Below are 23077 nucleotides of genomic sequence, written 5' to 3' on the forward strand. Positions count from 1 at the left end.
GAGTGCCGGCTCACCATTCTCGGCAAGGAGGATCCCCATGTCCCATGTTTCTGCCAATACGCCCTTCGCGCCCCTGGGCATCGCCGTGCTCACCGTCTCCGATACCCGCGGCCTCGCGGAAGACGGCAGCGGCGACCTGCTCGCCGAGCGCCTGACCGCCGCCGGTCACCGCCTGGCGGAGCGCCAGATCGTGCCCGACGACGTCTATCGCCTGCGTGCCGTGGTCTCGGCCTGGGTGGTGCGCGACGACATCCAGGCCATCCTGGTCAACGGCGGCACCGGCTTCACGCCGCGCGACACTACCCCCGAGGCCCTGGCGCCGCTCTTCGACAAGGCCATCGACGGCTACGGCGAGCTCTTCCGCCAGCGCTCGCTGGTCACCATCGGCACCTCGACCATCCAGTCCCGCGCCGTGGCCGGGCTGATCGACCGCACCCTGGTGTTCGCCATGCCCGGCTCGCCCAAGGCCTGCGCCACCGCCTGGGACGACATCCTGGTCGAGCAGCTGGATGCGCGCACTCGACCCTGCAACTTCGTCGCCATGGTGCGCCCCCAGGTCGCGCCCTGCGCCTCCCGCCAGGCGACCTCTGACCAGGACGCGACGCAGGGAGCGACGGCATGAACTGCGGCTGCGCGGACGTCGTCACCCCCGGCCTGCTCGACCTCTTCGAGGCCCGGATCCGCATGGTCCAGGCCGCCCGGCCGATCGCCGGCCTCGAGCGCGTATCGCTGGAGGCGTCCGCGGGCCGGGTGCTGGCCGAGCCGGCACGCTCGACCCTCGACATGCCCGGCGTCGACAACAGCGCCATGGACGGCTACGCGCTGCGCCTCGACGACCTGGCCGGCGCGCCCGAGGGCCTGCCGGTGCGACTGCGCGTGCCGGCCGGGGCCGGCGTGACGCGCCTGCCCGAGGGCGGCTGCGCGCGTATCTTCACCGGCGCCCCGATGCCGCTGGGGGCCGACGCCGTGGTGCCCCAGGAGAAGGTGTGCCTGGACGCCGAAGGGCGGGTGCACGTCGCGGGCGAGCTGGCCGCGGGGGCCAACATCCGCCGTCGCGGCGAGGAGAGCCGCGCCGGCGCGACGCTGCTGGAGGCGGGGGCGCGGCTCGACGCCGCGGCCATCGCCCTGCTGGCGAGCCAGGGCCTCGACGCCGTCACGGTGCAGCGGCGCCTGCGGGTGGCCCTGGTCACCACCGGCGACGAGCTGATCGCCCCCGGCCAGGCCTGGCGGCCGGGCGCCGTCTACGACAGCAGCGGCCCGATGCTGCGCGCCCTGTTGGCCGAGCAGGGCTGCGAGGTGCTCGACCTCGGCCCGGTGCTCGATACCCCCGAGGCGCTGGCCGCCGTGCTCGCCGAGGCCCGCGACGCGGCCGACCTGGTGCTCTGCACCGGCGGCGTCTCGGTGGGCGAGGAGGATCACGTGCGCCCGGTGCTGGAGCGCCTCGGCGGCATCGACTTCCACGGCGTGGCCATGAAGCCTGGCAAGCCCTTCGCCCTGGGCTGGCTAGGCGCCTCGCTTCAGGCCGGGACGCCGCTGATCGGCCTGCCCGGCAACCCGGTGGCCTCGCTGGTGGGCTGGCAGCTGCTGGCGCTGCCCTTCGTGCAGGGACGCCAGGGGCGCGCGCCCGCGCCACTCGAGCGCTTCCCGGTCGCCGCCGGCTTCACGCGCCGCGCGAGCCGCGGCCGCCGCGAGCTGCTGCGGGTGGTGCTCGACTGGCGCACCGGCGCCCCCGTGGCGCGGCTGGCCGGCGGCCAGGGCTCGCATATGCTCGGCGCCGCCAGCCAGGCCCACGGCTACCTGATCATCGATGCCGATACGCCCGTGGAGGAAGGCCATGCCTATGGATACTGCCCAGGAGCCCAGTTCCGCGACTGATCTGCTGCTGCGGCCGCGTCACCTCCGCGAGCTGGTGCGCGGGGTGCCGTGGCTCGGCGGCCTCGACGACGAGGCCCTCGAGGGGCTGCTCAAGGATGCCGGGGTCCGCACCCTGGCGAGCCGCGAGTGGCTGTTTCGCCAGGATGCCCCGGCCCGGCGGGTCTACATCGTGATCAACGGCCTGGTGCGCCTGGTGCGCAGCGGCCGCGACGGCCGGCTGGCCACCATCCGCTGCGTCGAGCGCGGCGGCACCCTGGGCGAGCTGAGCATGGTCTCGGGACAAGGGGTCTATCTCTACTGCGCCGAGGCGCTGCGACGTACCCAGGTGCTGGCGCTCCCTGCCACGCGCTGTCGCGAGATCCTCGATCGCGACCCCGAGTGCCGAGCGGAGTTCATGAGCCGCCTGGCCCTCGAGCTCACCGATCGTCTCGAGGACCTGGCCCTGCTTACCCAGGGCGACGCCATGTCGCGGCTGGTCAGCTATCTGCTCCGCCAGCTGCCCGCCGGCCATCACCGGGGGCAGCAGGTGGTGCGCCTGACCATCCCCAAGCGCTGGCTGGCCGCGCAGCTCGCCATGACCCCGGAGACCCTGTCGCGCCTGCTGGCCAGGCTGCGCGAGGAGGGCGTCATTTCCATCGATCGCCAGCGCCTGGTCGTGCTCGACGAGCACGCGCTGCGCGACTTCATGCTCGACGACGACTGACGCGACGGCCGTCGTCCTGGGAGGCCGCATGTCCCGCACCGCCAACCGATCCCGTCCCCTTATCTACGCCTGCTCGGGCTGCTCCGACGTGGCCCAGCTCGCCAACGAGGTCGCCCTGCGACTGGATCACCGGCGAGACGCCGAGATGTCCTGCATCGCCGGCGTGGGCGGCGGCGTACCGGGCCTGGTGCGTACCGCCCGCTCGGGGCGCCCCATCGTGGCCATCGACGGCTGCCAGATGCACTGCGCCGAGCACTGCCTGGCTAACGCCGACGTCGCGCCCACCGAGCACGTGCGGCTCTACGAGCAGGGCCTCACGAAGCGCAAGGGGCGGCGCTACGACGAGGCGACCATCGCCGCGGTCACCGAGCGGGTGGGCGAGCTGATCGCCCGGCTGCCGATGACGGCCGAGACCTGAGCCCGCCGAGGGCTCCCGCGCCGGGCGGCGAAGCCGGGTGAGCTTCGCTATAGTGGGCCCCTCATACGATAAGGGGATCCCATGGTGCTGCTCGACGGCCTCTCGCCGCTCGCCGCCTCGCTCAACCTGCTGCTGATCCTGCTCTCGATGCTCACCTCGGCATTCACCGCGGCGGTCGGCGCCGGGGGCGGGGTACTGATGATCATGGCGCTCGCCCAGGTGATGCCCGCGGCGGCGCTGATTCCGGTGCACGGCATGGTGCAGCTGGGCTCCAACGTCGGCCGCACGGTGATGACCTGGCGCCATATCGATCGCGCCACCCTGCTGGCCTTCCTGCCCGGGGTGGCGCTCGGCGCCCTGGCGGCCGCCTGGCTGCTGATCCGGCTGCCGGCGGGGGTGCTGGAGCTGTGCATCGCCGCCTTCGTGCTCTTCACCTGCTGGGGGCCGGGGCTGCCCGGGCGCGCCCTGGGGCGTGTCGGCACCCTGGTCGTCGGCGCGGTGACGACCCTGCTCTCCAGCCTGGTCGGCGCCAGCGGACCGGTGGTGGCGGCCTTCATCAAGCAGCGCCAGGCGGGGCGGCTGGCCAAGGTGGCGACCTTCTCCGCCTGCATGGTGGCTCAGCACCTGACCAAGGCCTTCGTCTTTGGCATGGCGGGCTTCGTCTTCCATGAGTGGCTGGCGCTGATGCTTTCGATGGTGGCGGCGGGCTTCATGGGCACCTGGCTGGGGCTGCGCCTGCTGCATCGCCTCTCCGAGCGGCGCTTCGATGTCCTCTTCCGCTGGGCGTTGACGCTGCTCGCCCTGCGGCTGGCCTGGCTCGGAGCCCAGAGCCTGGGCCTCGAGCTGGGGTGAGCCCGCGGCGCCGTTGAAAGCCGCCATCCCGCCGGGCGAGAGGGCTCTTGGCCCGTGACATATGCTGAGAGGCGTGACCGGCCCGCGCCGGCCCCGCCCCAGGCTGCCACGGGATCCCGCCATGCCGCGTCGTACCCTCTCTCTCCAGGCGCTGACGGTCCTGGCGATCGTCACCCTGATGCTGATGTTGGCCGCGGTGCTGCTCTGGCACGGCGCCCGCGGTGCGGATCGCATCCTGGTCAGCGCCATGCAGGACACCAGCCATCAGCTCGCCGCGACCACCGAGGAGCGCTCGCGCCGGCTGATCGAACCGGGCCGGATGATGTTGCGCCTGCTCGCCCGGGCCAACCTGGGCGAGGCGCGCCGCCTGGACGACCGCCTGGCGGCGTTGCCCATGCTGGCGGCGGCGCTGGATGCCCACGCGGTGACCAGTGCCGTCTATATCGGCTACGACAACGGCGATTTCCTGCTGCTGCGCCCCGCGGCGCGGGCCGACCAGGATCGCCTGCCGGATATCGACGGGGCCGAGCGGGCCCGCTACCTGCTGCAGGCGATCTCCCGGGAGCCCGGCGGGCGTCGTGTCGGCGAATGGCGGCTCTATGACGCCGAGCTGGCGATGCTCGGGCGACGGGTCATGCCGGACTATGACTTCGATCCCCGATCCCGCCCCTGGTACCGCGCGGCGATGGCCGCGAACGGGGAGCACCTGACCGATCCCTATGCGTTCTTCACCACCCACGAGATCGGCGTCACCCTGGCGCGCCGCAGCCATCACCGGCGCGCGGTGCTGGGCATCGACGTCTCCCTGGCGGACCTGGGCGACGAGATGGCGGGCTTCAAGCTCACCCCGGGGACGCGGTTGGCGGCGGTCTCGATACAGGGGCACATGCTGGCCCATCCCGACGTCGGGAGCCTGCTGGTCGAGACCGCCGAGGGCACGCGCCTGGCGACCCTGGCGCAGCTGGGCGACCCGGTGCTCGCCCGGCTGGACGCCCTCGAGGGCGACGGCCCGTCGACGCGCTTTCGGGAGGCGGACGAGGCCTGGTTCGGTATGCGCCTGCCGTTCCAGGCCATGGACGATGTCCAGGCGCACCTGTTGCTGGCGGTGCCGGAGGACGAGCTGCTGGCCAGCACGCGTCGCCTGCTCTGGCAGCGGCTGCTGGTGGCCGGGGGGCTGGTGCTGGTCCTGCTGCCGCTGGGCATCTGGGTAGGCCACCGCCTCGGCCGTCCCCTGCGCTCGCTTTCCGACCAGGTGCGCGCCCTGGCCGAGTTCGACTTCGCCGGCTATCGCGGCACCGCCTCGCCGATCCGCGAGGTCCAGCAGCTGAATCAGGCGCTCGCGGGCATGGTCGGCAGCATCACCGACTTCCAGCGCATGACCCGCACACTCAGCAGTGAGCCCCACCTGGAGACGATGCTCGCCGGCATCCTCGACGACCTGCTGCGCATCACCGCGAGCCAGCATGGCGCCATCTACCTGGTGGACGAGGCCGAGGCCTCGCACTTCACCCGCGCGGCCGAGGTGGGCGGGGTTGTCGGGGCCGCGTCGCTGCCCGAGCGACTGGTGCTCGAGGCGGCGGGGCTTGCGACGCTGCGCGACGAGTTCGAGGAGCGCGGATACCTGGTCCAGCCGCTGTGCAATCGCCGCGGGCAGTGCCAGGGACTGCTGCTGCTGGCCCTGCGTGGCGACGTCGCGACGGGGGACGACCAGCCGTGGCGACGCTTCGTGGAGGAGATATCCGGGATGGCCGCCGTGGCCATCGAGATGCGCCGGCTGCTCGAGGGCGAGAAGCGGCTGCTGGATGCCATCGTCGAGCTGATCGCCGGCGCCACCGATGCCAAGTCGCCGCATACCGGCGGTCACTGCTCGCGGGTGCCGCAGCTCGCCGAGATGCTGCTGCAGGGCGTGGCGCGCGACCGCACCGGTCCCTTCGCCGACGAGACGGTGGACGAGGAACGGCGCGCGGTGTTTCACCTGGCCGCCTGGCTCCACGACTGCGGCAAGCTGACCACCCCCGATGAGGTGATGGAGAAGGCGACCAAGCTCGAGACCCGTTACAACCGCCTGCACGAGATCCGCATGCGCTTCGAGGTGCTGTGGCGAGACGCCGAGGTGACCTACTGGCAGGGGCTCGCCGAGGGCGAGGATGCGCGCGCGCTCGCCGAGATCGCGGCGTGGCGCTGGTGGCGCCACTTCGACGACCGACTCGGGGTCTCGGAAGAGGAGGCCGGTCGGCTGGCACGGGAGCCCGAGCCCACCCTGCCGGTGGCGGAACCGCTGCTCGCGGATCGCCCGCGGCATCTCATCGCCTGGAAGACCCGGCCGCCGCCGGTGGCGCCGGAGGATCCCGACAACCGCTGGCATTTCGACATGCGCCCGCCCGAGGTGGCCGGCCACCAGGGCGAGCTCTACAACCTGCGGGTGGCCCGCGGCACCCTCAACGACGTGGAGCGCTTTCGCATCCAGGAGCACATCGTCCAGACCATCATCATGCTGGACTCGCTGCCCTGGCCCGCGCACCTGCGCCGGGTGCCGGCCATCGCCGGCAACCATCACGAGCGCATGGACGGCCGGGGTTATCCGCGGCGCCTGATAATGGCAGAGGCGAGCCTCGAGGAGCGCATCATGGCGGTGGCCGATGTCTTCGAGGCGCTGACCGCCGCCGATCGGCCCTACAAGCCGGGCATGCCGCTGTCGCAGTCGCTGTCGATCCTGGCGCGCATGGCCCGGGAGGGGCACCTGGACCCCCAGGTCTTCCTGCTGCTGCTCGACAGCGGGGTCTGGCGTGACTACGCGGCGCGCTTCCTCAAGCCCGAGCAGGTCGATCGCGTGGATATCGCGGCCCTCAAGGCCGAGGCAGGGCTGGCGCATCCGCTGTCATGACCGTGAGGAAACTCGCCACGGCGGCCGCCCGTCGTCAGCCTGCGTCACTCGGGGGAAGTCAGTCGAAAAATCGGCGAAAAGTCTGATCTTCACCCTGTACAGGACGCGGAGGCTAGCCATAATGTCTAGGAGTCACTGGAGCAACTTCGAGGGAACGCATCATGGTGCCTATCACAACAACTATCCGGCGCCGTACGGGGGGCGTCTGCTCGCTGCTGGCCTGCCTGCTGCTGGCCTTCTTGCTGCTGAACGCTGGCCTCGCCCAGGCCGGCAATCCCCGCTATGCCGGCATCGTCATCGATGCCGATAGCCAGGAGATCCTCTACGCGGAGAACGCCGACCGGCTCCGCTATCCCGCCTCGCTGACCAAGATGATGACGCTCTACCTGATGTTCGAGGCGCTCGAGGAGGGCCGGCTGAGCATGGGGCAGCCGCTGCCGGTCTCCGCCTACGCGGCCTCCAAGCCGGCCTCCAAGCTCTACGTGAAGCCCGGCTCCAGCATCCCGGTGGAGACGGCCATCGATGCGCTGGTGATCAAGTCGGCCAACGACGTGGCCGTGGTGGTCGCCGAGGCCCTGGGCGGCAGCGACACCCGCTTCGCGCAGATGATGACCGACAAGGCCCGCGAGCTCGGCATGCAGGACACCGTCTTCCGCAACCCCAACGGCCTGCCCGATGCCGGACAGGTCACGACCGCACGCGATATGGCGGTGCTTTCGCGCCACCTGATGCGCGACTTTCCCCAGTACTACCCGCGCTTCTCGCGGACGAGCTTCACCTGGCGGGGCAAGACCATCACCGGCCATAACCGCCTGTTGAAGAGTTACCCCGGCGCCGACGGCCTCAAGACCGGCTTCATCCGCGCCTCGGGCTTCAACGTCGCCACCTCGGCGGTGCGCGGCGATCGCCGCCTGCTGACCGTGGTGATGGGCGGTTTCACCGCCGCCTCGCGGGATGCGCATACCGCCGACCTGCTGGATCGCGGCTTCATGCGGGCGTCCCTGGCCGACGGTCGCGGCTGGCTGGCCAACGCGGACATTTCCGGCGGCCGCCTCATGCCCGGCGAGCCCCAGACACCGGGGCAGCCGGTCGGCCGCGACGTGCGCCTGGCGAGCCTCGGCTCGGCGCCGAGCGCGATCGCCCCGGCGCGCCGTGAGGTCGCGGCCCCCGTCACGGCAGCGGCGCCGATCGCCGCCGCGCCGCAGCCGGTGGCGCCGCCGCGCATCTCCCGCGTCGAGCGTTCCGTCGCGGCCGAGGCGGCGGCCCCGACGCAGGGATCGGCCGAGGATCCGATTCGCGAGCTGATCGCCGATGACGGCACCGCAGCGCCTTCCCTCGCCGGGGGCCGCTGGGGCGTTCAGGTCGGCGCCTTCAGCGATGCCGGCCACGCCCGCAGCCTGGCCGCCCGAGCCGCCGATCGCCTGGCCAGCGAGCTGGCCAACGCGCGGGTCGCCGTGGGCAGCGCCGAGTCCGCCGGCGTCTACCGCGCCCGACTGGTCGACATGAACGAGGGACAGGCGCATACCGCCTGTCGTCGCCTGGTGGCTCAGGGCATGGAGTGCATGGTGGTCCAGGCCAGCCTCTGAGTCCTTGCCCCGGCTAGCGCCACCGACTAGCCTGAGCTCTCTGACACCCCGCCGGCCTCCGGGCCGGCGGGGTGGTTGTTTTCGTCGCCGCCAGGGAGGGCCGTCGGCATGTCATCGACCTACTCGTCATCCACCTTCAAGGGCATCGGCTTCATGTGCCTGGGGGTGTTCTGCCTGGCACTGGGCGACGCCATCACCAAGTGGCTGGGCGAGGTGCACTCGCCGCTGCAGATCATCTTCTTTCGCACCCTGGTGTCGCTGCCGCTGATCGCCCTGATCGCACGCTTCAACGGCGGCCTGCGGACCCTCACCACCCGGCGCCCCGGGGTACACCTGCTGCGTGGCCTGATCTTCAGCGGCACCATGATCTGTTTCATGTGGGGCCTCACCCTGCTGCCCCTGGCCGAGACCACGGCCATCGCCTTCGCCGCGCCGCTCTTCGTCACCCTCCTGTCGGTGCCGCTGCTCGGCGAGCGGGTCGATGGGCCGACGCTCGCCGCCACGCTGCTGGGCTTTCTCGGCGTGCTGGTGGTGATACGCCCGGGGGGCGCGAGCTTCCAGCCCGGGGCCCTGGTGGTGGTCGGCGCGGCGGTGTTCTATGCCCTGACCATGCTCACCGCGCGGCGCTACGGCGATCGCGAGCACCTCTGGGCGATGGTCTTCTACACCACCCTGGTGCCGCTCGCGGTCTCGGCGATGACGCTGCCCTGGGTGTGGCAGACGCCGGCCCCGCTGCACTGGCCGGCCTTCCTGGTGGCGGGGGTGCTCGGGGTGGGCGCCATGACCGGCCTGACCCTGGCGTTTCGCTACGCCCCGGCGGCGCTGGTCGCGCCCTTCGACTATACGGCCCTGCTGTGGGCCGTGGGCCTGGGGTGGTGGTTCTGGGGCGAGGTGCCGGATCTGTGGGTCTTCGTCGGCGGCACGATGATCATCGCCAGCGGCCTGGCGATCGCCCACCACGAGCGGCGCACCACCCTGAAGCGCCGGCCTACGGCCTGAGGCTCGTGCCGCCAGGCGGGAACCGGCGTCAGCAGGAATCGCCGGCGGCCTGTCGGCACGTCCGGGCCAGGGGGGGCGTGCTCTGCGTGGCCGGTCCGGGCAGGGCCGATCAGCGTGAGGCCGTCTCCTCGGGGGCGTGCCGGTCGCCGTGGAGCATGCCCGCGATGAGGTTGTCGCGGCGCTTGCGACTCTCCCAGAGCGCGCCGAGCACGTGAAGCGGCACGAGCACGAGGATCGCATTGCTCATCAGCTCATGGGTCTCCTCGACCCACTCCACCCCCCAGAAGCGGTCGGTCTCCTCCATCATGAAGCCGGTCGCACCGAGCCCCAGCAGCAGGGCCAGCAGCGTCAACATCATCACGGCCCCCAGCGGGGTGTGGGTGATCCCTGGGGGCGACGCGGCCGCCGAGCCCCCCGTGCCAGAGGCGATCGCCGCGCGCAGGCGCCCGGGGGTCGGCCAGAAGCTCGTCCAGCGGGCCGGCCAGGGGCCAACGAACCCCCACAGGATCCTCACGCCGATCAGTGCCTCCACGCCATAGCCGATCCACTGATGCCAGCGCTCGCCCTCTTCGGTGAGAAACGCATTGGCCGCCACGCCCGCCACCAGCGACCAGTGCACGATGCGCACCAGCGGATCCCAGACGCGGACCCGCCGACGACTCGCCTTGGCTCTCATCATGCGGCCTCCCTCAGTCGATCTCCTGCTTGACGATGCTGCCGTCGACCGGATTGAAGTAGATCTCGACGCGGCGCTCCTGATCGTCCCAGCCGTAGATCTCGTAGCAGTTGCCGTCGGTGGTCTTGAACTCCTTGATCTCGTAGCCCATGTCGGCGATCTGCTGCTGCATCGCCTCCTCGCTCATCCATTCCTCCTGAGGCGCCTCGGTGCAGGTCGGCCCGGCGAGGGCCGTCAGGCTGACCGCCATCAGGCCGGAGACGAGGATGCCGGTAATCAGGGTGCGCTTCATGTCAGTACCTCCAGAGTGTCGGTATCGAACGGCCACCCAGACGGTGGCCGATGCTGTCCCCCGGCCGCCGATGGCGGGAGGACCGTCGCATCATCGAACATCGAGCTTACGAGAGGCTTAAGGGCGTTCGGCGCATCACCCAGACCCGACGGCCGGCACGGCGTCGGGTAGCCGGCGTCGCATCGCATCGTGGCGACGCCGATGTCGTCCTCTAGATGGCGTGGCCCCTTCGGGTATGAGGGTGGCTTTATTGTTATGTTATAACATATCTTGTTGCGCTTGAAGCAGCGTCCACCTATCCGACCGGGAGATCCCATGACACGCCATCCATTTCGCCTTCTCACCCCGCTAGCGGGCCTCCTGCTGCTGAGCACGACGGCCCAGGGGCAAGACCACGCTGGCCATCAGCACGACCACGATGCTGCTCAGCACGAGCACGAGCACGAGCACGAGCACGAGCACGAGCACGAGCACGAGCAGAGCCACAGCCACGATCACGATGACGACATCTACGCGGGGTATTTCGCGGATCGCCAGATCGAGGACCGGTCACTGTCAGACTGGGCAGGCGACTGGCAGTCGCTCTACCCCTACCTGCAGGATGGCACCCTCGATGAGGTGCTGGCCCACAAGGCAGAGCGGAGCGCCGAGAAAACGGCCGAAGAGATCAAGCAGTACTACGACAGGGGCTATCGGACCGACGTCGATCGCCTCGTGATCGACGGGAATTCCGTCACCTTCCACGAGAATGGACAGGCGAGGTCCGGCGACTACGTGTACGACGGCTACGAGGTTCTGACCTACGCAGCCGGCAATCGAGGCGTGAGATACGTCTTCGAGCTCGAAACCGGCGGCGATGCGCTACCGCGCTATATCCAGTTCAGCGACCATGCCATCACCCCGACCGACGCGGACCACTTCCACCTCTACTGGGGTGACGATCGTGAGGCACTGCTGGAGGAGGTCACGCACTGGCCGACCTACTATCCCTCGCACCTGGACGGTGACGGCATCGTGCGGGAGATGCTGGCGCACTGATTCGCCTGCCCATCGTCACGACGACGCCCCTCCCTGAGAGGGGCGTCATGCTGAAGGGGCACGTCATCATATGGGGTGCGTCGTCAGCGGCGCGGGAAGGCGCGGGCGGCGGCCTCGGGATCCGGGGTGCCGCAGATGGCGGAGATCACCGCCAGGCCGCCGGCGCCCGCCCGGTACGCCTCCTCGGCGTGCTCGACCTTGAGCCCGCCGATGGCCACGCTCGGCAGCGGGCTGGCCGCGACCAGGGCGGCCAGGCCGTGAAAGCCCAGCGGCTCGGCGTGGTCGTGCTTGCTGGGGGTGGCGAACACCGGGCCGAGCCCGAGGTAGTCCAGGGCGCTCGGGTCGAGGCGGGCGAGCTGCTCGTGGGTCTGCACCGAGAGCCCGAGGATCGCCTGCGGACCGAGCGCGGCGCGGGCCCGGGCCACGTCGCCGTCGTCCTGGCCGATGTGCAGGCCGTCGGCGCCCGCGGCGAGCGCCACCTCCAGCCGGTCGTTGATGATCAGCGGTACGCCGGTGCCGGAGAGGAGCACCTTGAGGCGGCGGGCCTGCTCGATCATCTCGGCGTCACTGGCGTGCTTGTCGCGCAGCTGCACCAGGGTCACGCCGCCGCGCACCGCGGCGGCGACGGTCTCCTCCAGGCCGTGATCTGCGCAGAGGCCGGCGTCGGTGACGAGATAGAGTGAGAGATCAAGGGGCATCGGTCATCTCCAGGCGGGCCCGCTCGGCGAGGGCCTCGTGGTCGAGGTGATAGAGGGCGTCGAGGAAGGCGACCGCGAAGCTGCCGGGGCCGCGGGCCACCTCGCCGGCGAGCTCGCCGGCCACGGCGTAGCCGGCGAGCGCCGCCGTCGTCGCCTCGAAATGGTCGTCGGCGCCTGCCAGGAAGGCCGCCACCACGCCGGTCAGCGCACAGCCCAGGGTGGTGACCCGGGGCATCAGCGGGTGACCGCCGTGCACCCGGGCGAGGCGCCGGCCGTCGGTCACGAGGTCCTCCTCGCCGGTCACCGCCACCACGCCGCCGGTATGCTCGGCCAGGCGGCGGGCGGCCGCGAGGGCCGCCTCGGAGGGGGCGGTGCTGTCCACGCCGTGTCCGCCGCCGGCGCCGCCCGCCAGGGCGATAATCTCCGAGGCGTTGCCGCGGATCACGTCCGGCGAGAGCGCCAGCAGTCGCGCGCCGGTCTCGCGGCGGTAGCGCGTGGCGCCGACCGCCACCGGGTCGAGCACCCAGGGTCGCCCCGTCTCTCCGGCGGCCAGCGCGGCGGCCTCCATGGCATCGACCCAGTGGGGCGAGAGGGTGCCGATGTTGATCGTCAGGGCGCCGGCCAGGGCGGTGAACTCGGCGGCTTCCTCGCGGGCGTGGACCATGGCCGGCGAGGCGCCGAGCGCCAGCAGCACGTTGGCCATGCTGTTCATGGCCACGTGGTTGGTGATGTTGTGGACCAGTGGGCGGGTCTCGCGCACCCGGGCCAGGTGCGCGGCGGGATCGATGTGGTGCATGGGGCCTCCCCGGCGGGGAGGTGTCGCGCGGCGGCGGCCGGCGCGGCACGACTCCCTACGCCGGCATTGTCCGGGTCAGGTTCCAAGGGTGCGTCTCAGCCGTGGCCAATCGCCGCGGCGCCCCCGTCGTCAGGCCCCACTATCCGTGTCGCCCCGGCGGCTGTAAAGAGCGGGGGTCAGGCCAGCAGCTGAATGCCTGCCAGGGTGATCAGGCTCGCCAGGGTCAGGCAGTAGAGGGCCTCCATGGTCTCCTCCTGCTGGATCACCCCGGGCAACATCAGCACCAGCCCAGACGCCCCCAGGGCGACCAGTTCCAGTGGCACCGCTACCGGCTGCCAGCCGACCAGCAGCGCGCCGAGGGCCAACAATAGCAGGCCCGCGACGACCAGTCCGCGGGCCTGCCGGGCCTGGGTGGGGATGGCATCCAGCGTGATCGTGCTCATGCGGTCGTCTCCTCGTCGTGGTCGGGCCGCACATCGGCCCCGGACCCTGACGCTACGGAAAGCGTCTTAACGACCGCTTAAGGAGAGATGACCGTCGCGTGTCAGGGGCCCCTGCGATGCTCAGGCGGTCCGGTCGAGCCAGCGCAGTGCCACGCTCCGGGCATGCACGAGCTCCTGGCACCAGGTCAGTCGGCCGGCCGTCCGGCGGATGCCCGCCCGGCGCAGCTTGACGAGGATCCTTGTCGGTAGGCCGACCAGTACCAGCGAGACGCCTTCGCGGTGCATCTCACCGATCAGCGACTTGAGCGCCACGATGGCGGTGCCATCCATGCTCGGCACGTCGTGCATGTCGAGGATGACGACCCGCACCTGGGGATCCACCCCATGCAGCGAGGTGAGGGCCTTCTCGGCGGCGCCGAAGAACAGCGGGCCGTTGACGTCGTAGAGGGCGATCGCGTCGGGTAGCGCCCCGAGGCGGGCAGGGAGGGCGTCATCGACGCGACGGGTCTCGGTGAGCAGCGCCATGCGCCGGATGAACAGGGCGGCGGCCAGCCCCATGCCTACCCCCACGGCCAGCACCATGTCGAAGAGCACGGTCAGGGTGAAGCAGGTCGCGAGGATGGCCACGTCCCCCGGCGGGGCCGAGCGCAGGGTGTGCAGGACATGACGGGCCTCGCTCATGTTCCAGGCGACGATGAACAGCAGCGCCGCCAGCGCGGCCATCGGCACCCGCCCCAGCAGGTCCGCCAGGGCCACCACCGCCAGCAGCACCACCAGGGCGTGCACCACGGCCGAGATCGGCGAGCGGGCGCCGCTTCTGATGTTGGTGGCGGTCCGGGCGATGGCCGCCGTGGCGGTGATGCCGCCGAACAGCGGCGCCACGATGTTGCCCAGCCCCTGGCCGATCAGCTCGGCATTGGGGTCGTGTCGGGTCCGAGTCAGCCCGTCGGACACCACCGCGCACAGCAGCGACTCGATCGCCCCCAGCAGGGCGATGGCGAAGGCCGGCCCCAGCAGGGCGCGAATCAAGGCGAAGTCCAGCGCCAGCGGCTCGCCGTCCGCGCCGGGCAGCCGCCAGGGAGCGATGAAGCTCGGCGCGATGGGAGGGATGCCGCCACCCGTTTCGCCCTGAGCCTCCCAGGTGAAGCGTGAGGCGATGGTCTCCACCTCCGCCCCGGAGCCGGCCAGCCAGAGGTTGGCGCCATAGGCGGCCAGGGCCCCGGCCACCAGACCGACCAGCGGCGCGGGCAGCGGAAGCCCCAGGCGTGGCCAGAGCAGCATGACCCCCAGGGCGAAGAGGCCGACCCCCAGCTCGATAGGCTTCACGGTCGGCAACGAGATAGCGATCTGCCCGAGATTGTCGACGAAATGCTCGCCCAGCTCGACCTGCAGGCCCAGGAAGTCGGGCAGCTGCAGCACCGCGATCACCACCGCGATGCCCGCCGTGAAGCCGAGTACCACCGGATAGGGGACGTACTGGATCAGACGGCCCATGCCGGTGATGCCCAGCGCAACCAGGATCATGCCGGCCATCATCGAGGCGATTAGCAGGCCGCCAAGGCCGTACTGCTGGACGATGGGAAAGAGGATGACGACGAAGGCCGCCGTCGGGCCCGAGACGTTGAAGCGTGAGCCGCCGGTCAGCGCGATGAGCACGCCGGCGACGATCGCCGTGTAGAGCCCGTGCTGGGGAGGCACGCCGGTGGCGATCGCGAGTGCCATGGAGAGCGGCACCGCCACGGTGCCGACGGTCAGCCCGGCCAGGCTGTCACGGCGCAGGTCGTCCAGGCCGTAGCCGTCTCGCCAGGCCGCGCGCAGTCCGGTGGCGATGGCGGGGAGAGGCGGTCGGTAGCGTGCCATGCGGGGATCCTCCCTGGAGGTCGAGCCGGTCAGTTATGTTAACGACATTAACATGTCATTAGCATGGTCGACAGAGGGCCTCTGCCGTTGCCCAGGAAGAGAGCGGGCATTAACATTTGATGATAATGCTTCGGAGACTCGTCATGGAAAAGAAGACGGCACGCCTGACCTTGCTGATCGACCCGCACAAGAAACGCGCCTTCGAGCAGCTGTGTGCGGCACAGGACCTGACGCCCTCTCAGGTGGTGAGACAGCTGATCCGCGACTACCTGCGCGATCATGACGTGGCGTACGAGTCGCGCCCCGACCTGGCCGGGAGCGCGTCCGGGGAGACGCAAGGCCCCGGCCGTCGAGACGCCGACTGACCGTCGTCGGAAGGCGCGACCGCCGGTCCGGCACGCCCGATCGCGGCCATGGCGGTGTCGCCATCAGGTGCCGTGCTGGGTCCGCGGCAGCGAGGTCGTGACGCGCAGGCCGCCGCCCGGGGCCTCGTCGAGTCGCAGGCTGCCGCGATGGCGCTGCAGCAGGCGGTCGACGATGGAGAGCCCCAGGCCGGCCCCGGCGCCGGGGCCGCTGCGGTGGAAGCGTTCCAGCACCTGCTGGCGCTGGTCCGCCGGGATGCCCGGTCCCTGATCCTCCACGCTGATCGTCAGGGCGTCGCGGCTGGCGGTGAGCACGATGCGGATCAGCGCACCCGCCGGCGAGTGCTGCAGGGCGTTGCCGACCAGGTTCTGCAGCAGGGTGTCGACCGTGCCGGGCTCCACCTCGAGCCGCCAGTCCGCCGTCTCGTCGGCCTCCAGCTGCAGCTCCTGGCGGGCGTCCACGGCGAGCGGCATCAGCTTGGCCAGCGCCTCACGCACCTCGGGCAGCAGCGCGATCTCGCGTACCCGGCCGTCGCCCTCCTGCTCGGGCTCGAGGCGGGCCAGGGTGAGCAGCTGCGAGACCATCCGCGTGGCTCGGGCCACGCCACCGCGCAGCTTGTCCAGCGCCTCGCGGCGATCCTCGGGGTCATCGGCGGCCAGGGCGTTCTGGGCGTGCAGGTCGAGCACGGCCAGCGGCGTGCGCAGCTCATGGGCGGCGTCGGCGATGAAACGCTGCTCCCGGGCACGCAGGGTGCGGATCCGCTCGAGCAGCCGGTTGAGGGCGCCGGCGATGGTTTCCAGTTCCCGGGGCAGTCGGTGCATGATCAGCGGCTGCAGGTTCTGGGGGTCGCGGCTGCGGATCTGCTCGGCCAGCTGCGACAGCGGCCGCAGGCCCCAGCCGATGGCCCACCACAGCAGCAGGCCCAGCACCGGCAGGCCCAGCAGGTCCGGCATCAGGGTGCGCAGGGCGATGGCGGTGACCAGCTCGCCGCGCACGTCCTCGCGCTCCGCCACCAGCACTCGCCGCGGGCTGCCGGGGGCGTCCAGGGCGAAGACCCGCCACTCGTAGTCGTCGAGGCGAGCGCTGCCGAAGCCGTTGCGCAGCGTCGTGAGCGGGGCCTCGGGGGCCTCGGCGGAACGCAGTAGCAGGGTCTCGCCACCCCAGGCCTGGAAGATCAGCTTGCTCTCGTAGGGGTGGCGCACCACCGGCCCTTGGGTATCGTCGCCGCGCTGCAGGGCCGTGCCGATGCTGGCCAGCAGTTCACGGCGCTGATCCTCGGGGAGCGGTGCACCCACCAGCCCCTCCAGCAGCCGGGCGTTCTGGGCGAGCCTGGCATCGAAGAGCTCCTCCACCTCGTGGGCGGCATCGTGGTAGCTGGTCAGCCCGATCACCAGCATGCTCAGGCCGAACACCAGCAGCACCACGCCGAGGGTGCGGCGCCGAATCGAGGTCATGAGGGGGTCTTGTCCATCACGTAGCCGATGCCGCGCACGGTGCGGATCAGCTCGGGAAAGAGCTTGCGGCGCAGGTGGTGCACGTGCACCTCGATGGCGTTGCTCTCCACTTCCTCGTCCCAGCCGTAGACCAGCCGGGTCAGGGTGTCGCGGGTGAAGACTCGCCCCGGATGGCTGAGGAACTCCTGCAGCAGGGCGAACTCGCGCCGCGACAGCGTCACCGGCGCCTCCCGGCAGCTGACGCTGTGGGTGGCGGGGTCGAGACGGACGCCGTGGGCTTCCAGCACGTGGCTGGTCTGTCCCTGGCTGCGGCGCAGCAGGGCCCGCAGGCGAGCCTTGAGCTCGTCGACCTGGAAGGGCTTGATCAGATAGTCGTCGGCGCCGGCATCCAGGCCGGCGATGCGATCATCGATGCCGTCCCGGGCGGTCAGCACCAGCACCGGCACGCGGTTCCCCCGCCGGCGGACCGCCTCGAGCACCTGCATGCCGTCGAGCCCGGGCAGGCCCAGGTCGAGGATCACGGCATCGAAGGGCTCGTCGCCCTTCAGCGCCGCCAGGGCCTGGCGACCATCGGCGAGCCGGTCCACGGCGTAGTGTTCGGGCTTGAGCGCCAGGCGGATGCCCGCCGCCAGGCTGGGGTCGTCCTCGACCAGCAGTATGCGCATGTCCTGTCCTTGCGATGATCATGTTCCGAGCGTTTCCAGCAGGGCGCGGACTTCCTCGCGGCGGCCGGCATCGGCCCGCTCGCGTCCCGGTCGCGGCGGTGCCTGAAGGGCCTTCTCAAGCGCCTGGCGGGCCTCGGCGTCGCGTCCCTGCTCATGCAGATAGTCGCCCCAGAAGTAGAGGCTGTCGAGCCCGTCGGGATCGATGGACAGGGCCCGCTTCAGGTAGCGCTCGGCCTGGTCGTCGTCGCCGAAGGCGAGCGGCCAGCCCGGCACCTGGTAGTAGAGGGCGCCGAGGCTGGTATAGGCCGAGCCGTCCAGCGCCAGCGGGTCGATCGCCAGGGCCTGCTCCAGGTCGCGCCTGGCGTCCTTCACCAGCGACAGCGCACCGAGGCCGCCGCTGGCGCCGGCCTGGGTCGAGCGCACGATGCCGGCCCAGATCTGCAGCCCGGCGGCCTCGGGGTGGGCGGCCACTCGCCGGTCCGCCTCGGCGGCCAGGGCCTCGAGGGCCTTGGCCTGCTCGTCCGCGGGCATGGCGTAGTGGATCTCGGCCCAGCGCCGCTGCAGGTGTTCGATGCCCGCGGCCACGCTCTCGTCACCGGGGCTCGGCGTCGCGGCGAGCAGGGGCGCGGCCGGCAGCCCGGCGAGCAGGAGCAGCAGGATGGCCCGCAGGGCGGGCCTCAGGCGGGGGATCATGGCATCTCTCCTCGGGGCTTGCCGATGAAGCGGCGGATGGTGGGTAGCTGGCGGCGCAGGGCCCGGTCGACCACGCCCGGCAGCATCGCGTTGAGCCGGGCGAAGAGGCGCTCCGGGCCGCCCAGCTGGGACTCCTCGCGCCCGGCCTCGATGGCGCGCCGGACCAGGCGAGCGACACGCTGGGGGGAGTCCATGGCGTTGCCCAGCGCCCGATTCATCGCCTCGATCTCGGGGGCATTCATGGCGGTGCGGGTGGCCCGGGGCGCGACGTGCAGCACATGGACCCGGGTGTCGGCGAGCTCCCGGCGCAGCGCCTGGGTGAAGCCCCGCAGGGCGAACTTGGTGGCGCAGTAGCCCGCCTGGCCCGGGTAGCCGATGGTGCCGAAGGTCGAGCCCAGGTTGACCACCCAGCCTGACTCGGCGGCGAGCAGCTGAGGCAGCAGCGCCCGGGTCAGCTGCAGGGTGCTGGTGAGGTTGAGGGTGATCAGCGCCTCGATCTCGTCATCGCTGCAGGATTCGAACAGCCCCATCCGGTTCACCCCGGCGGCATTGATCAGCATGGTACAGCGCGCCTCGAAGGCCGCCGCGACCAGTCGCTGGCGCTCCTCGGCACGGGTCAGGTCCGCGGCCATGACCGTCACCCGACCCGGGTGGCGCGCCGCCAGGGCCGCGAGGGCCCCCTGGCGGCGGCCGGTGATTAGCAGCCGCGCGCCGGCGCCCGCCAGCTCGTCGACCAGGGCCTCGCCGATGCCGCCGCTCGCCCCGGTGAGCAGCACCGACTGGGCGGCCCAGCCGCCCTCGGGGAGGTGTCTGGACCAGGGCGTTCTATACGAGCGCATCGGCGAGCTCCCGGGTCGCGTCGTTGCCGGCGCAGCGGGCGGTGACGCCGCGGAACATGGCGCCATAGAGCCGATAGACCATCTTCGCGGTGTCGATCACCGCCGCCAGGTCCTCGTCGTCAAGCCGGTTCACCAGGCCCTCGAAGAAGGCCAGGTGGCCGATGTCCAGGCTGCCGTGGGAGGTCAGGTAGCGCACCGCGTCGTCCGGCAGGCCGAGGCTCGCCTGGAGCCCCTCGGCGGCCCGGGTGGCGATCGCCGTGCTGGTGCCCTCGAGCACCTGCACCATGCCGAAGAAGCCCACCGGGTTGCCGTGCTCGATGACGTCGCGCACGTGGGAGACCATCAGCGTCGTGGCCGGGGCGGGCTTTTCGGCGGCCGCCGCCTCGGCGTCGCCGCCGGCGGCGCGGATGTCGTCGAGGATCCACTGCTCGTGGCCGTGCTCCTCCTCGATGTACTCCACCAGGGCGCTGCGCAGCCAGCCGAGGCGCTCGGGCAGGCGCGCCCCGCAGGCCATCATCAGCGGCACCGTGAAGCGCACGTGGTGGTAGGCCTGGCCGAGGAAGGCCAGGTACTCCTCGTGGCTCACCTCCCCACTCAGGGCGCGGGTCAGCAGTGGGGCGGCCAGCAGCCAGTCGCGCTCGGCGCGGGTAGCGTCCTGCAGGTGCTGGTAGGGGGGCATGGCATTTCTCCTTCTGGGAACGGCGGTGTCGGTCGAGCCGGCATCGGGGCGCGGCTGGCGAGAGGGGATCAGCCAGTCGCGGTAGGCGTCGTGGAGGGTGTCGCGGCGCAGGCGGCCGTTGGCCGTCAGCTGGTGGTTGTCGGGGGTGAAGGGCGGGCAGCGGCGCCAGTCGCTCACTCGGGCATAGTCGGGCAGCTCGGCGTTGGCACAGGCGATCGCCGCCGCCAGGGCGCGGTCATCGAGTTCGGGGCCGGCGGGCACGATCAGCGCCCGGTTGCCCGCCAGTGCCTCGCCGAAGACCAGCGCCTGGGCGATGGCCGGCCGGGCGCAGAGCTCGCCTTCCACCCACTGGGGGTCGACGTTGCGGCCGTAGGCGGTGATGAAGACGTCCCGCCGGCGGCCGTCGAGCACCAGGTGTTCGCCCTGCCAGTGGCCGAGGTCGCCGCTTCGGTGCCAGCCGTCCAGGGGCGGCTCGCCCAGGTAGCCCAGCATGGTGGCGCCGCGGATCCAGACCTCGCCGTCGGCGGCGACGCGGACCCGGGCATGGGGCAGCGGGCGGCCCACGCCGAGGGCGGGCTCGCCGGGGCGGTTGAGGCAGACCACCGAGCCGGCCTCCGAGAGGCCGTAGCCCTCGACGACCGGCCAGCCGCCGGCGCGCGCCCGCGCGAGCAGCGACGCGGCGACCGGCGCCCCGCCCACGGCGACGACGCGCAGCCCGGCCGGGGCCTGGGGCGACTGCTCGACCAGCGCCTGGAGCAGCTGGGGGACCAGGATCAGGCTATGCGGGCGAAACGTCTCGAGGGCCGAGAGGGCCCGGCGGGGATCGAAGCCGCTGCCGCCGCTCCAGCCCAGCTCGGCGGTCCCGGGCAGGCCGGCGGTGGCGCCCAGCCACAGCGGCACGTAGAGGCCGCCGATGTTCTCCAGCAGCGTGGCCAGGGGCAGCATGGCCAGGTGGCGGTGGATGCCAAGCGGCGCCACCGCCTCGGCGAGGCTCTCGGCGACGCGTAGCGGGGCCTCGCGGTCCAGGCAGACCCCCTTGGGCTGGCCGCTGGTGCCGGAGGTGAAGGTGATGATGCCGGTGCCTTCATGCAGCGCGGCCGGTGAGGCCACCCGCCGGCGGGCGATGGCCGGATCGGGGCTCGCCGAGAAGCCTAGCGCTTCGGCGCCGGGACCGATCCAGGCGTCCAGGCCGGCCTGCGCCACCAGGTGGCGGCACTGGGCCTCGCTGAAGAAGGCGGGAACCGGCACGTCGACGCGGCCAGCGGCCAGCAGGGCGAGATGCCAGAGCGCCCAGTCGAGGCCATTGTCCAGCGCCAGGCCCACTCGCCGGACCCCCTGGGCGTCGAGGCGGGCATGACGCGCCGCGATCTCGCCGGGCAGCGCGCCATAGGTGATGCGCCGATGGCCGTCGTCCAGCGCCGGGGCGTCGGGCGTGGCCTCAGCGTGATGGGCCAGGCGCGCGAGCAGGGCCTCAGTGCCGCGCCGCATGGTCGGCCTCCACCAGGGGCGTCGATCCCAGCAGGCCGCGCGCGGTGAGCACGGCGTGGGCCCGGCGCAGGTCGCCGGCCATCACGCGCGGATGGTGTTCGTAGTAGCGCCCCCAGCCCGCCTGTTCGTCGCCCAGTCGCGTCGGATCGGCGAACTGCAGCGGATGCAGCTCGATGCCCAGGCGTCGGATGCCGTTGGCCACCGTCGGCGTCGCGGTGAACAGCACCCATTCGAGCCCGTCGGCGACCAGTTGGTCGATCAGCGGCACGAAGAGGCGGCGCTGCAGGCCACGGCGCAGGCTCGCCAGGTTGCCGATCTCGGCGATCGCCTCGCGGCTCACGGGCCTGCCCAGGTAGCGGGAGAGGAAGACTTCGACGGGCTCGTCCAGGTAGTGCTCCTGGAAGAGCGGTCCGGCGCTGGCCCGACCCGCCCCGACCGCCGCCAGGGGGATCTCGCCCTGCCAGAGCCCGAACAGGCGCGGCAGGAAATGGCGGATGCGGGCGCCGTGATCGAGGGTGAAACAGCGGCGCACCAGCCGCTCCAGGCGGCGCCGCTCATGCCAGTGGCGGCCTTCTCGCCACTCGAGTGGGGAGGCCGCGGCGATCGGCGTATTCCCGGCAACCGAGGCGGTCGGCGGGCAAGGGGGGGGAACGGGATCGGGCATCGACATCGGGGCGTCTCCATGACGTTTCCCCGATACTGTGGTTCCGGCAACTTAACGACGGCTTAAGGCGCAGGACAAAGTGAGGCCGATACCAGGATGGCGTTCAGGGTGCGGGGGCGGCGGCGCCCAGGAAGCGCTCCTGCCAGTAGTCCAGGCCCAGGGCGGTGGTGGTGACGTGGCGGCCGCGCCCCGGCGCGTGGATCATCTCGCCGTCGCCCAGGTAGATACCCACGTGGCTCGCCCTGCGGCCACCGGCGGTGGCGAAGAACAGCAGGTCGCCGGGGCGTGCCTCGTCGACGCTCGGCAGGGCCTCGAACTGTGCTCGGGAGGTGCGCGGCACGCGGATGCCGGCGCGGGCGTAGGCTCGCTGGACAAGGCCCGAGCAGTCCAGGCCCCGGTCGCTGGTGCCACCATAGCGATAGGGAATGCCAAGCGAGCGCCTGGCCTCGGCGAGGATCAGCGCGCGATCGATGGAGAGCCCCTCGGGGTCGTCACGGGTGGCGAGTTCGCGGCCCGCGCAGCCCGTCAGTATCCCGGCGATCAGCAGGGAGATCACCAGCCGGATCGCGCCGTCCTTGGCCGATTGACGGGCAGGCATCAGCGAAAGGCGATGCGCGTGCCGCTGGCCAGCATCTCGTCCGGCGAGAGGGCATGGCCCGGCACGCCGATCATCTCGTCGCCGCACTGGTCGCCCCAGGTGAGCACGCCGTGGGTCAGGCCGATACCGCCGAGCAGGTCGCGGATCTCGCCGGTGCCCAGGAAGGTGCGGGTCTTGCCGTGGGCATCGGAGAGCTCCGAGACGTCGTTGGCATGGTGGAAGCGCACGGTGTAGATGCCGTCCATGGATTCGACCTCGACGATGGGCGTCAGGCCGTGGGCCACGGCGTTGGCAATTTCCTTGAGGGTGACGTGATCACCCAACTGGTAGGCCGCGATGGACATGGGGTGGTGCCTCGTTCACTGTCGGATGTGTTGTACAACTAGTGTAGAAGGTTGCCGGGCCACATCAAGGGACGTTCGCGGCCAAACTGCCGCCTGTCGGGGCTGGAAAAGCCCGCCCGTCGCCCCCACGTCCTTCATTCTCGTCACCATATCGGCATCGTGCCGCCATT

At 71.5% G+C, this 23077-nt stretch carries 24 protein-coding genes and 1 riboswitch; of the genes, 10 read left to right on the forward strand and 14 right to left on the reverse strand.

Going from position 1 to position 23077, the window contains the following annotated elements; translation table 11 throughout:
• The first annotated feature begins 37 nt into the window (after positions 1–37).
• The 8 genes from moaB to ACGTNG_RS08630 all read left to right on the forward strand — a co-directional run bounded on the left by moaB (position 38) and on the right by ACGTNG_RS08630 (position 9317).
• Positions 38–622, forward strand: a complete 585-nt coding sequence (gene moaB, locus ACGTNG_RS08595) for a molybdenum cofactor biosynthesis protein B (RefSeq protein WP_394576598.1) — start codon at positions 38–40, stop codon at positions 620–622.
• Positions 619–1875: a molybdopterin molybdotransferase MoeA gene (locus tag ACGTNG_RS08600; RefSeq protein ID WP_394576599.1), complete on the forward strand. Its 1257-nt coding sequence runs from the start codon at positions 619–621 to the stop codon at positions 1873–1875. The genes moaB and ACGTNG_RS08600 overlap by 4 nt, the downstream gene beginning before the upstream one ends.
• Positions 1835–2578: a Crp/Fnr family transcriptional regulator gene (locus ACGTNG_RS08605; RefSeq protein WP_394576600.1), complete on the forward strand. Its 744-nt coding sequence runs from the start codon at positions 1835–1837 to the stop codon at positions 2576–2578. Before ACGTNG_RS08600 ends, ACGTNG_RS08605 begins: the two co-directional genes overlap by 41 nt.
• Before the next feature lie 28 nt (positions 2579–2606).
• The gene (locus ACGTNG_RS08610; protein ID WP_394576601.1) at positions 2607–2996 is read left to right on the forward strand and encodes a putative zinc-binding protein; all 390 of its coding nucleotides are present in this window, start codon (positions 2607–2609) and stop codon (positions 2994–2996) included.
• A gap of 81 nt (positions 2997–3077) precedes the next feature.
• Positions 3078–3848: a TSUP family transporter gene (locus tag ACGTNG_RS08615; RefSeq protein ID WP_394576602.1), complete on the forward strand. Its 771-nt coding sequence runs from the start codon at positions 3078–3080 to the stop codon at positions 3846–3848.
• 121 nt (positions 3849–3969) lie between these two features.
• Positions 3970–6732: an HD domain-containing phosphohydrolase gene (locus tag ACGTNG_RS08620; protein ID WP_394576603.1), complete on the forward strand. Its 2763-nt coding sequence runs from the start codon at positions 3970–3972 to the stop codon at positions 6730–6732.
• Positions 6733–6893: 161 nt separating this feature from the next.
• A complete protein-coding gene (locus ACGTNG_RS08625) occupies positions 6894–8318 on the forward strand; it encodes a serine hydrolase (RefSeq protein ID WP_394576604.1) in 1425 nt (474 codons plus the stop codon).
• A 108-nt stretch (positions 8319–8426) separates the two neighbouring features.
• Positions 8427–9317 carry a DMT family transporter gene (locus tag ACGTNG_RS08630; RefSeq protein ID WP_394576605.1) on the forward strand — a complete coding sequence of 297 codons (891 nt, stop codon included), beginning with the start codon at positions 8427–8429 and terminating at the stop codon, positions 9315–9317.
• A gap of 109 nt (positions 9318–9426) precedes the next feature.
• Here the strand turns inward: ACGTNG_RS08630 and ACGTNG_RS08635 are convergent, their stop codons facing one another.
• Entirely contained in the window at positions 9427–9996 is a 570-nt protein-coding gene (locus ACGTNG_RS08635) for a cytochrome b/b6 domain-containing protein (RefSeq protein ID WP_394576606.1), read from the reverse strand.
• A gap of 10 nt (positions 9997–10006) precedes the next feature.
• Positions 10007–10285 (reverse strand): PepSY domain-containing protein, encoded by a 279-nt coding sequence (locus tag ACGTNG_RS08640; RefSeq protein ID WP_394576607.1) that lies wholly within the window; start codon positions 10283–10285, stop codon positions 10007–10009.
• 315 nt (positions 10286–10600) lie between these two features.
• Here ACGTNG_RS08640 and ACGTNG_RS08645 point away from each other — a divergent pair, with 315 nt between their 5' ends.
• Positions 10601–11323: a metal-binding protein ZinT gene (locus ACGTNG_RS08645; RefSeq protein ID WP_394576608.1), complete on the forward strand. Its 723-nt coding sequence runs from the start codon at positions 10601–10603 to the stop codon at positions 11321–11323.
• An 83-nt stretch (positions 11324–11406) separates the two neighbouring features.
• Here the strand turns inward: ACGTNG_RS08645 and thiE are convergent, their stop codons facing one another.
• From thiE to dauA, 4 genes are all read right to left on the reverse strand, one after another.
• The gene (gene thiE / locus ACGTNG_RS08650) at positions 11407–12021 is read right to left on the reverse strand and encodes a thiamine phosphate synthase (RefSeq protein ID WP_394576609.1); all 615 of its coding nucleotides are present in this window, start codon (positions 12019–12021) and stop codon (positions 11407–11409) included.
• Positions 12011–12817 carry a hydroxyethylthiazole kinase gene (gene thiM / locus ACGTNG_RS08655; protein WP_394576610.1) on the reverse strand — a complete coding sequence of 269 codons (807 nt, stop codon included), beginning with the start codon at positions 12815–12817 and terminating at the stop codon, positions 12011–12013. The genes thiE and thiM overlap by 11 nt, the downstream gene beginning before the upstream one ends.
• A 35-nt stretch (positions 12818–12852) precedes the next feature.
• Positions 12853–12952, reverse strand: a riboswitch (TPP riboswitch).
• A 41-nt stretch (positions 12953–12993) separates the two neighbouring features.
• A complete protein-coding gene (locus ACGTNG_RS08660) occupies positions 12994–13260 on the reverse strand; it encodes a hypothetical protein (protein WP_394576611.1) in 267 nt (88 codons plus the stop codon).
• Between the two features lie 120 nt (positions 13261–13380).
• Positions 13381–15120, reverse strand: a complete 1740-nt coding sequence (gene dauA, locus ACGTNG_RS08665; RefSeq protein WP_394576612.1) for a C4-dicarboxylic acid transporter DauA — start codon at positions 15118–15120, stop codon at positions 13381–13383.
• A 143-nt stretch (positions 15121–15263) separates the two neighbouring features.
• On the opposite strand from dauA, the gene ACGTNG_RS08670 reads away from it, so the two are divergent.
• The gene (locus ACGTNG_RS08670) at positions 15264–15485 is read left to right on the forward strand and encodes a ribbon-helix-helix protein (protein WP_394576613.1); all 222 of its coding nucleotides are present in this window, start codon (positions 15264–15266) and stop codon (positions 15483–15485) included.
• A 63-nt stretch (positions 15486–15548) separates the two neighbouring features.
• On the opposite strand, the gene ACGTNG_RS08675 is transcribed toward ACGTNG_RS08670, so the two are convergent.
• The 8 genes from ACGTNG_RS08675 to ACGTNG_RS08710 form a co-directional block, all read right to left on the reverse strand.
• Entirely contained in the window at positions 15549–16937 is a 1389-nt protein-coding gene (locus ACGTNG_RS08675) for an ATP-binding protein (protein ID WP_394576614.1), read from the reverse strand.
• Positions 16934–17602 carry a response regulator gene (locus ACGTNG_RS08680; RefSeq protein ID WP_394576615.1) on the reverse strand — a complete coding sequence of 223 codons (669 nt, stop codon included), beginning with the start codon at positions 17600–17602 and terminating at the stop codon, positions 16934–16936. Before ACGTNG_RS08680 ends, ACGTNG_RS08675 begins: the two co-directional genes overlap by 4 nt.
• A gap of 18 nt (positions 17603–17620) precedes the next feature.
• The gene (locus ACGTNG_RS08685) at positions 17621–18295 is read right to left on the reverse strand and encodes a tetratricopeptide repeat protein (protein ID WP_394576616.1); all 675 of its coding nucleotides are present in this window, start codon (positions 18293–18295) and stop codon (positions 17621–17623) included.
• Positions 18292–19134 (reverse strand): SDR family oxidoreductase, encoded by an 843-nt coding sequence (locus ACGTNG_RS08690; RefSeq protein WP_394576617.1) that lies wholly within the window; start codon positions 19132–19134, stop codon positions 18292–18294. Before ACGTNG_RS08690 ends, ACGTNG_RS08685 begins: the two co-directional genes overlap by 4 nt.
• Complete coding sequence (locus tag ACGTNG_RS08695; protein ID WP_394576618.1) at positions 19121–21301, reverse strand: AMP-binding protein; 2181 nt, start codon at positions 21299–21301, stop codon at positions 19121–19123. Before ACGTNG_RS08695 ends, ACGTNG_RS08690 begins: the two co-directional genes overlap by 14 nt.
• Positions 21285–21971 (reverse strand): thermostable hemolysin, encoded by a 687-nt coding sequence (locus ACGTNG_RS08700; RefSeq protein WP_394576619.1) that lies wholly within the window; start codon positions 21969–21971, stop codon positions 21285–21287. The genes ACGTNG_RS08695 and ACGTNG_RS08700 overlap by 17 nt, the downstream gene beginning before the upstream one ends.
• 97 nt (positions 21972–22068) lie before the next feature.
• Positions 22069–22563, reverse strand: a complete 495-nt coding sequence (locus tag ACGTNG_RS08705) for a C40 family peptidase (protein ID WP_394576620.1) — start codon at positions 22561–22563, stop codon at positions 22069–22071.
• The gene (locus tag ACGTNG_RS08710; RefSeq protein WP_394576621.1) at positions 22563–22907 is read right to left on the reverse strand and encodes a hypothetical protein; all 345 of its coding nucleotides are present in this window, start codon (positions 22905–22907) and stop codon (positions 22563–22565) included. Before ACGTNG_RS08710 ends, ACGTNG_RS08705 begins: the two co-directional genes overlap by 1 nt.
• Positions 22908–23077 lie beyond the last annotated feature (170 nt).

This window comes from Halomonas sp. B23F22_3 (assembly GCF_043496965.1).
Classification (GTDB): domain Bacteria; phylum Pseudomonadota; class Gammaproteobacteria; order Pseudomonadales; family Halomonadaceae; genus Halomonas.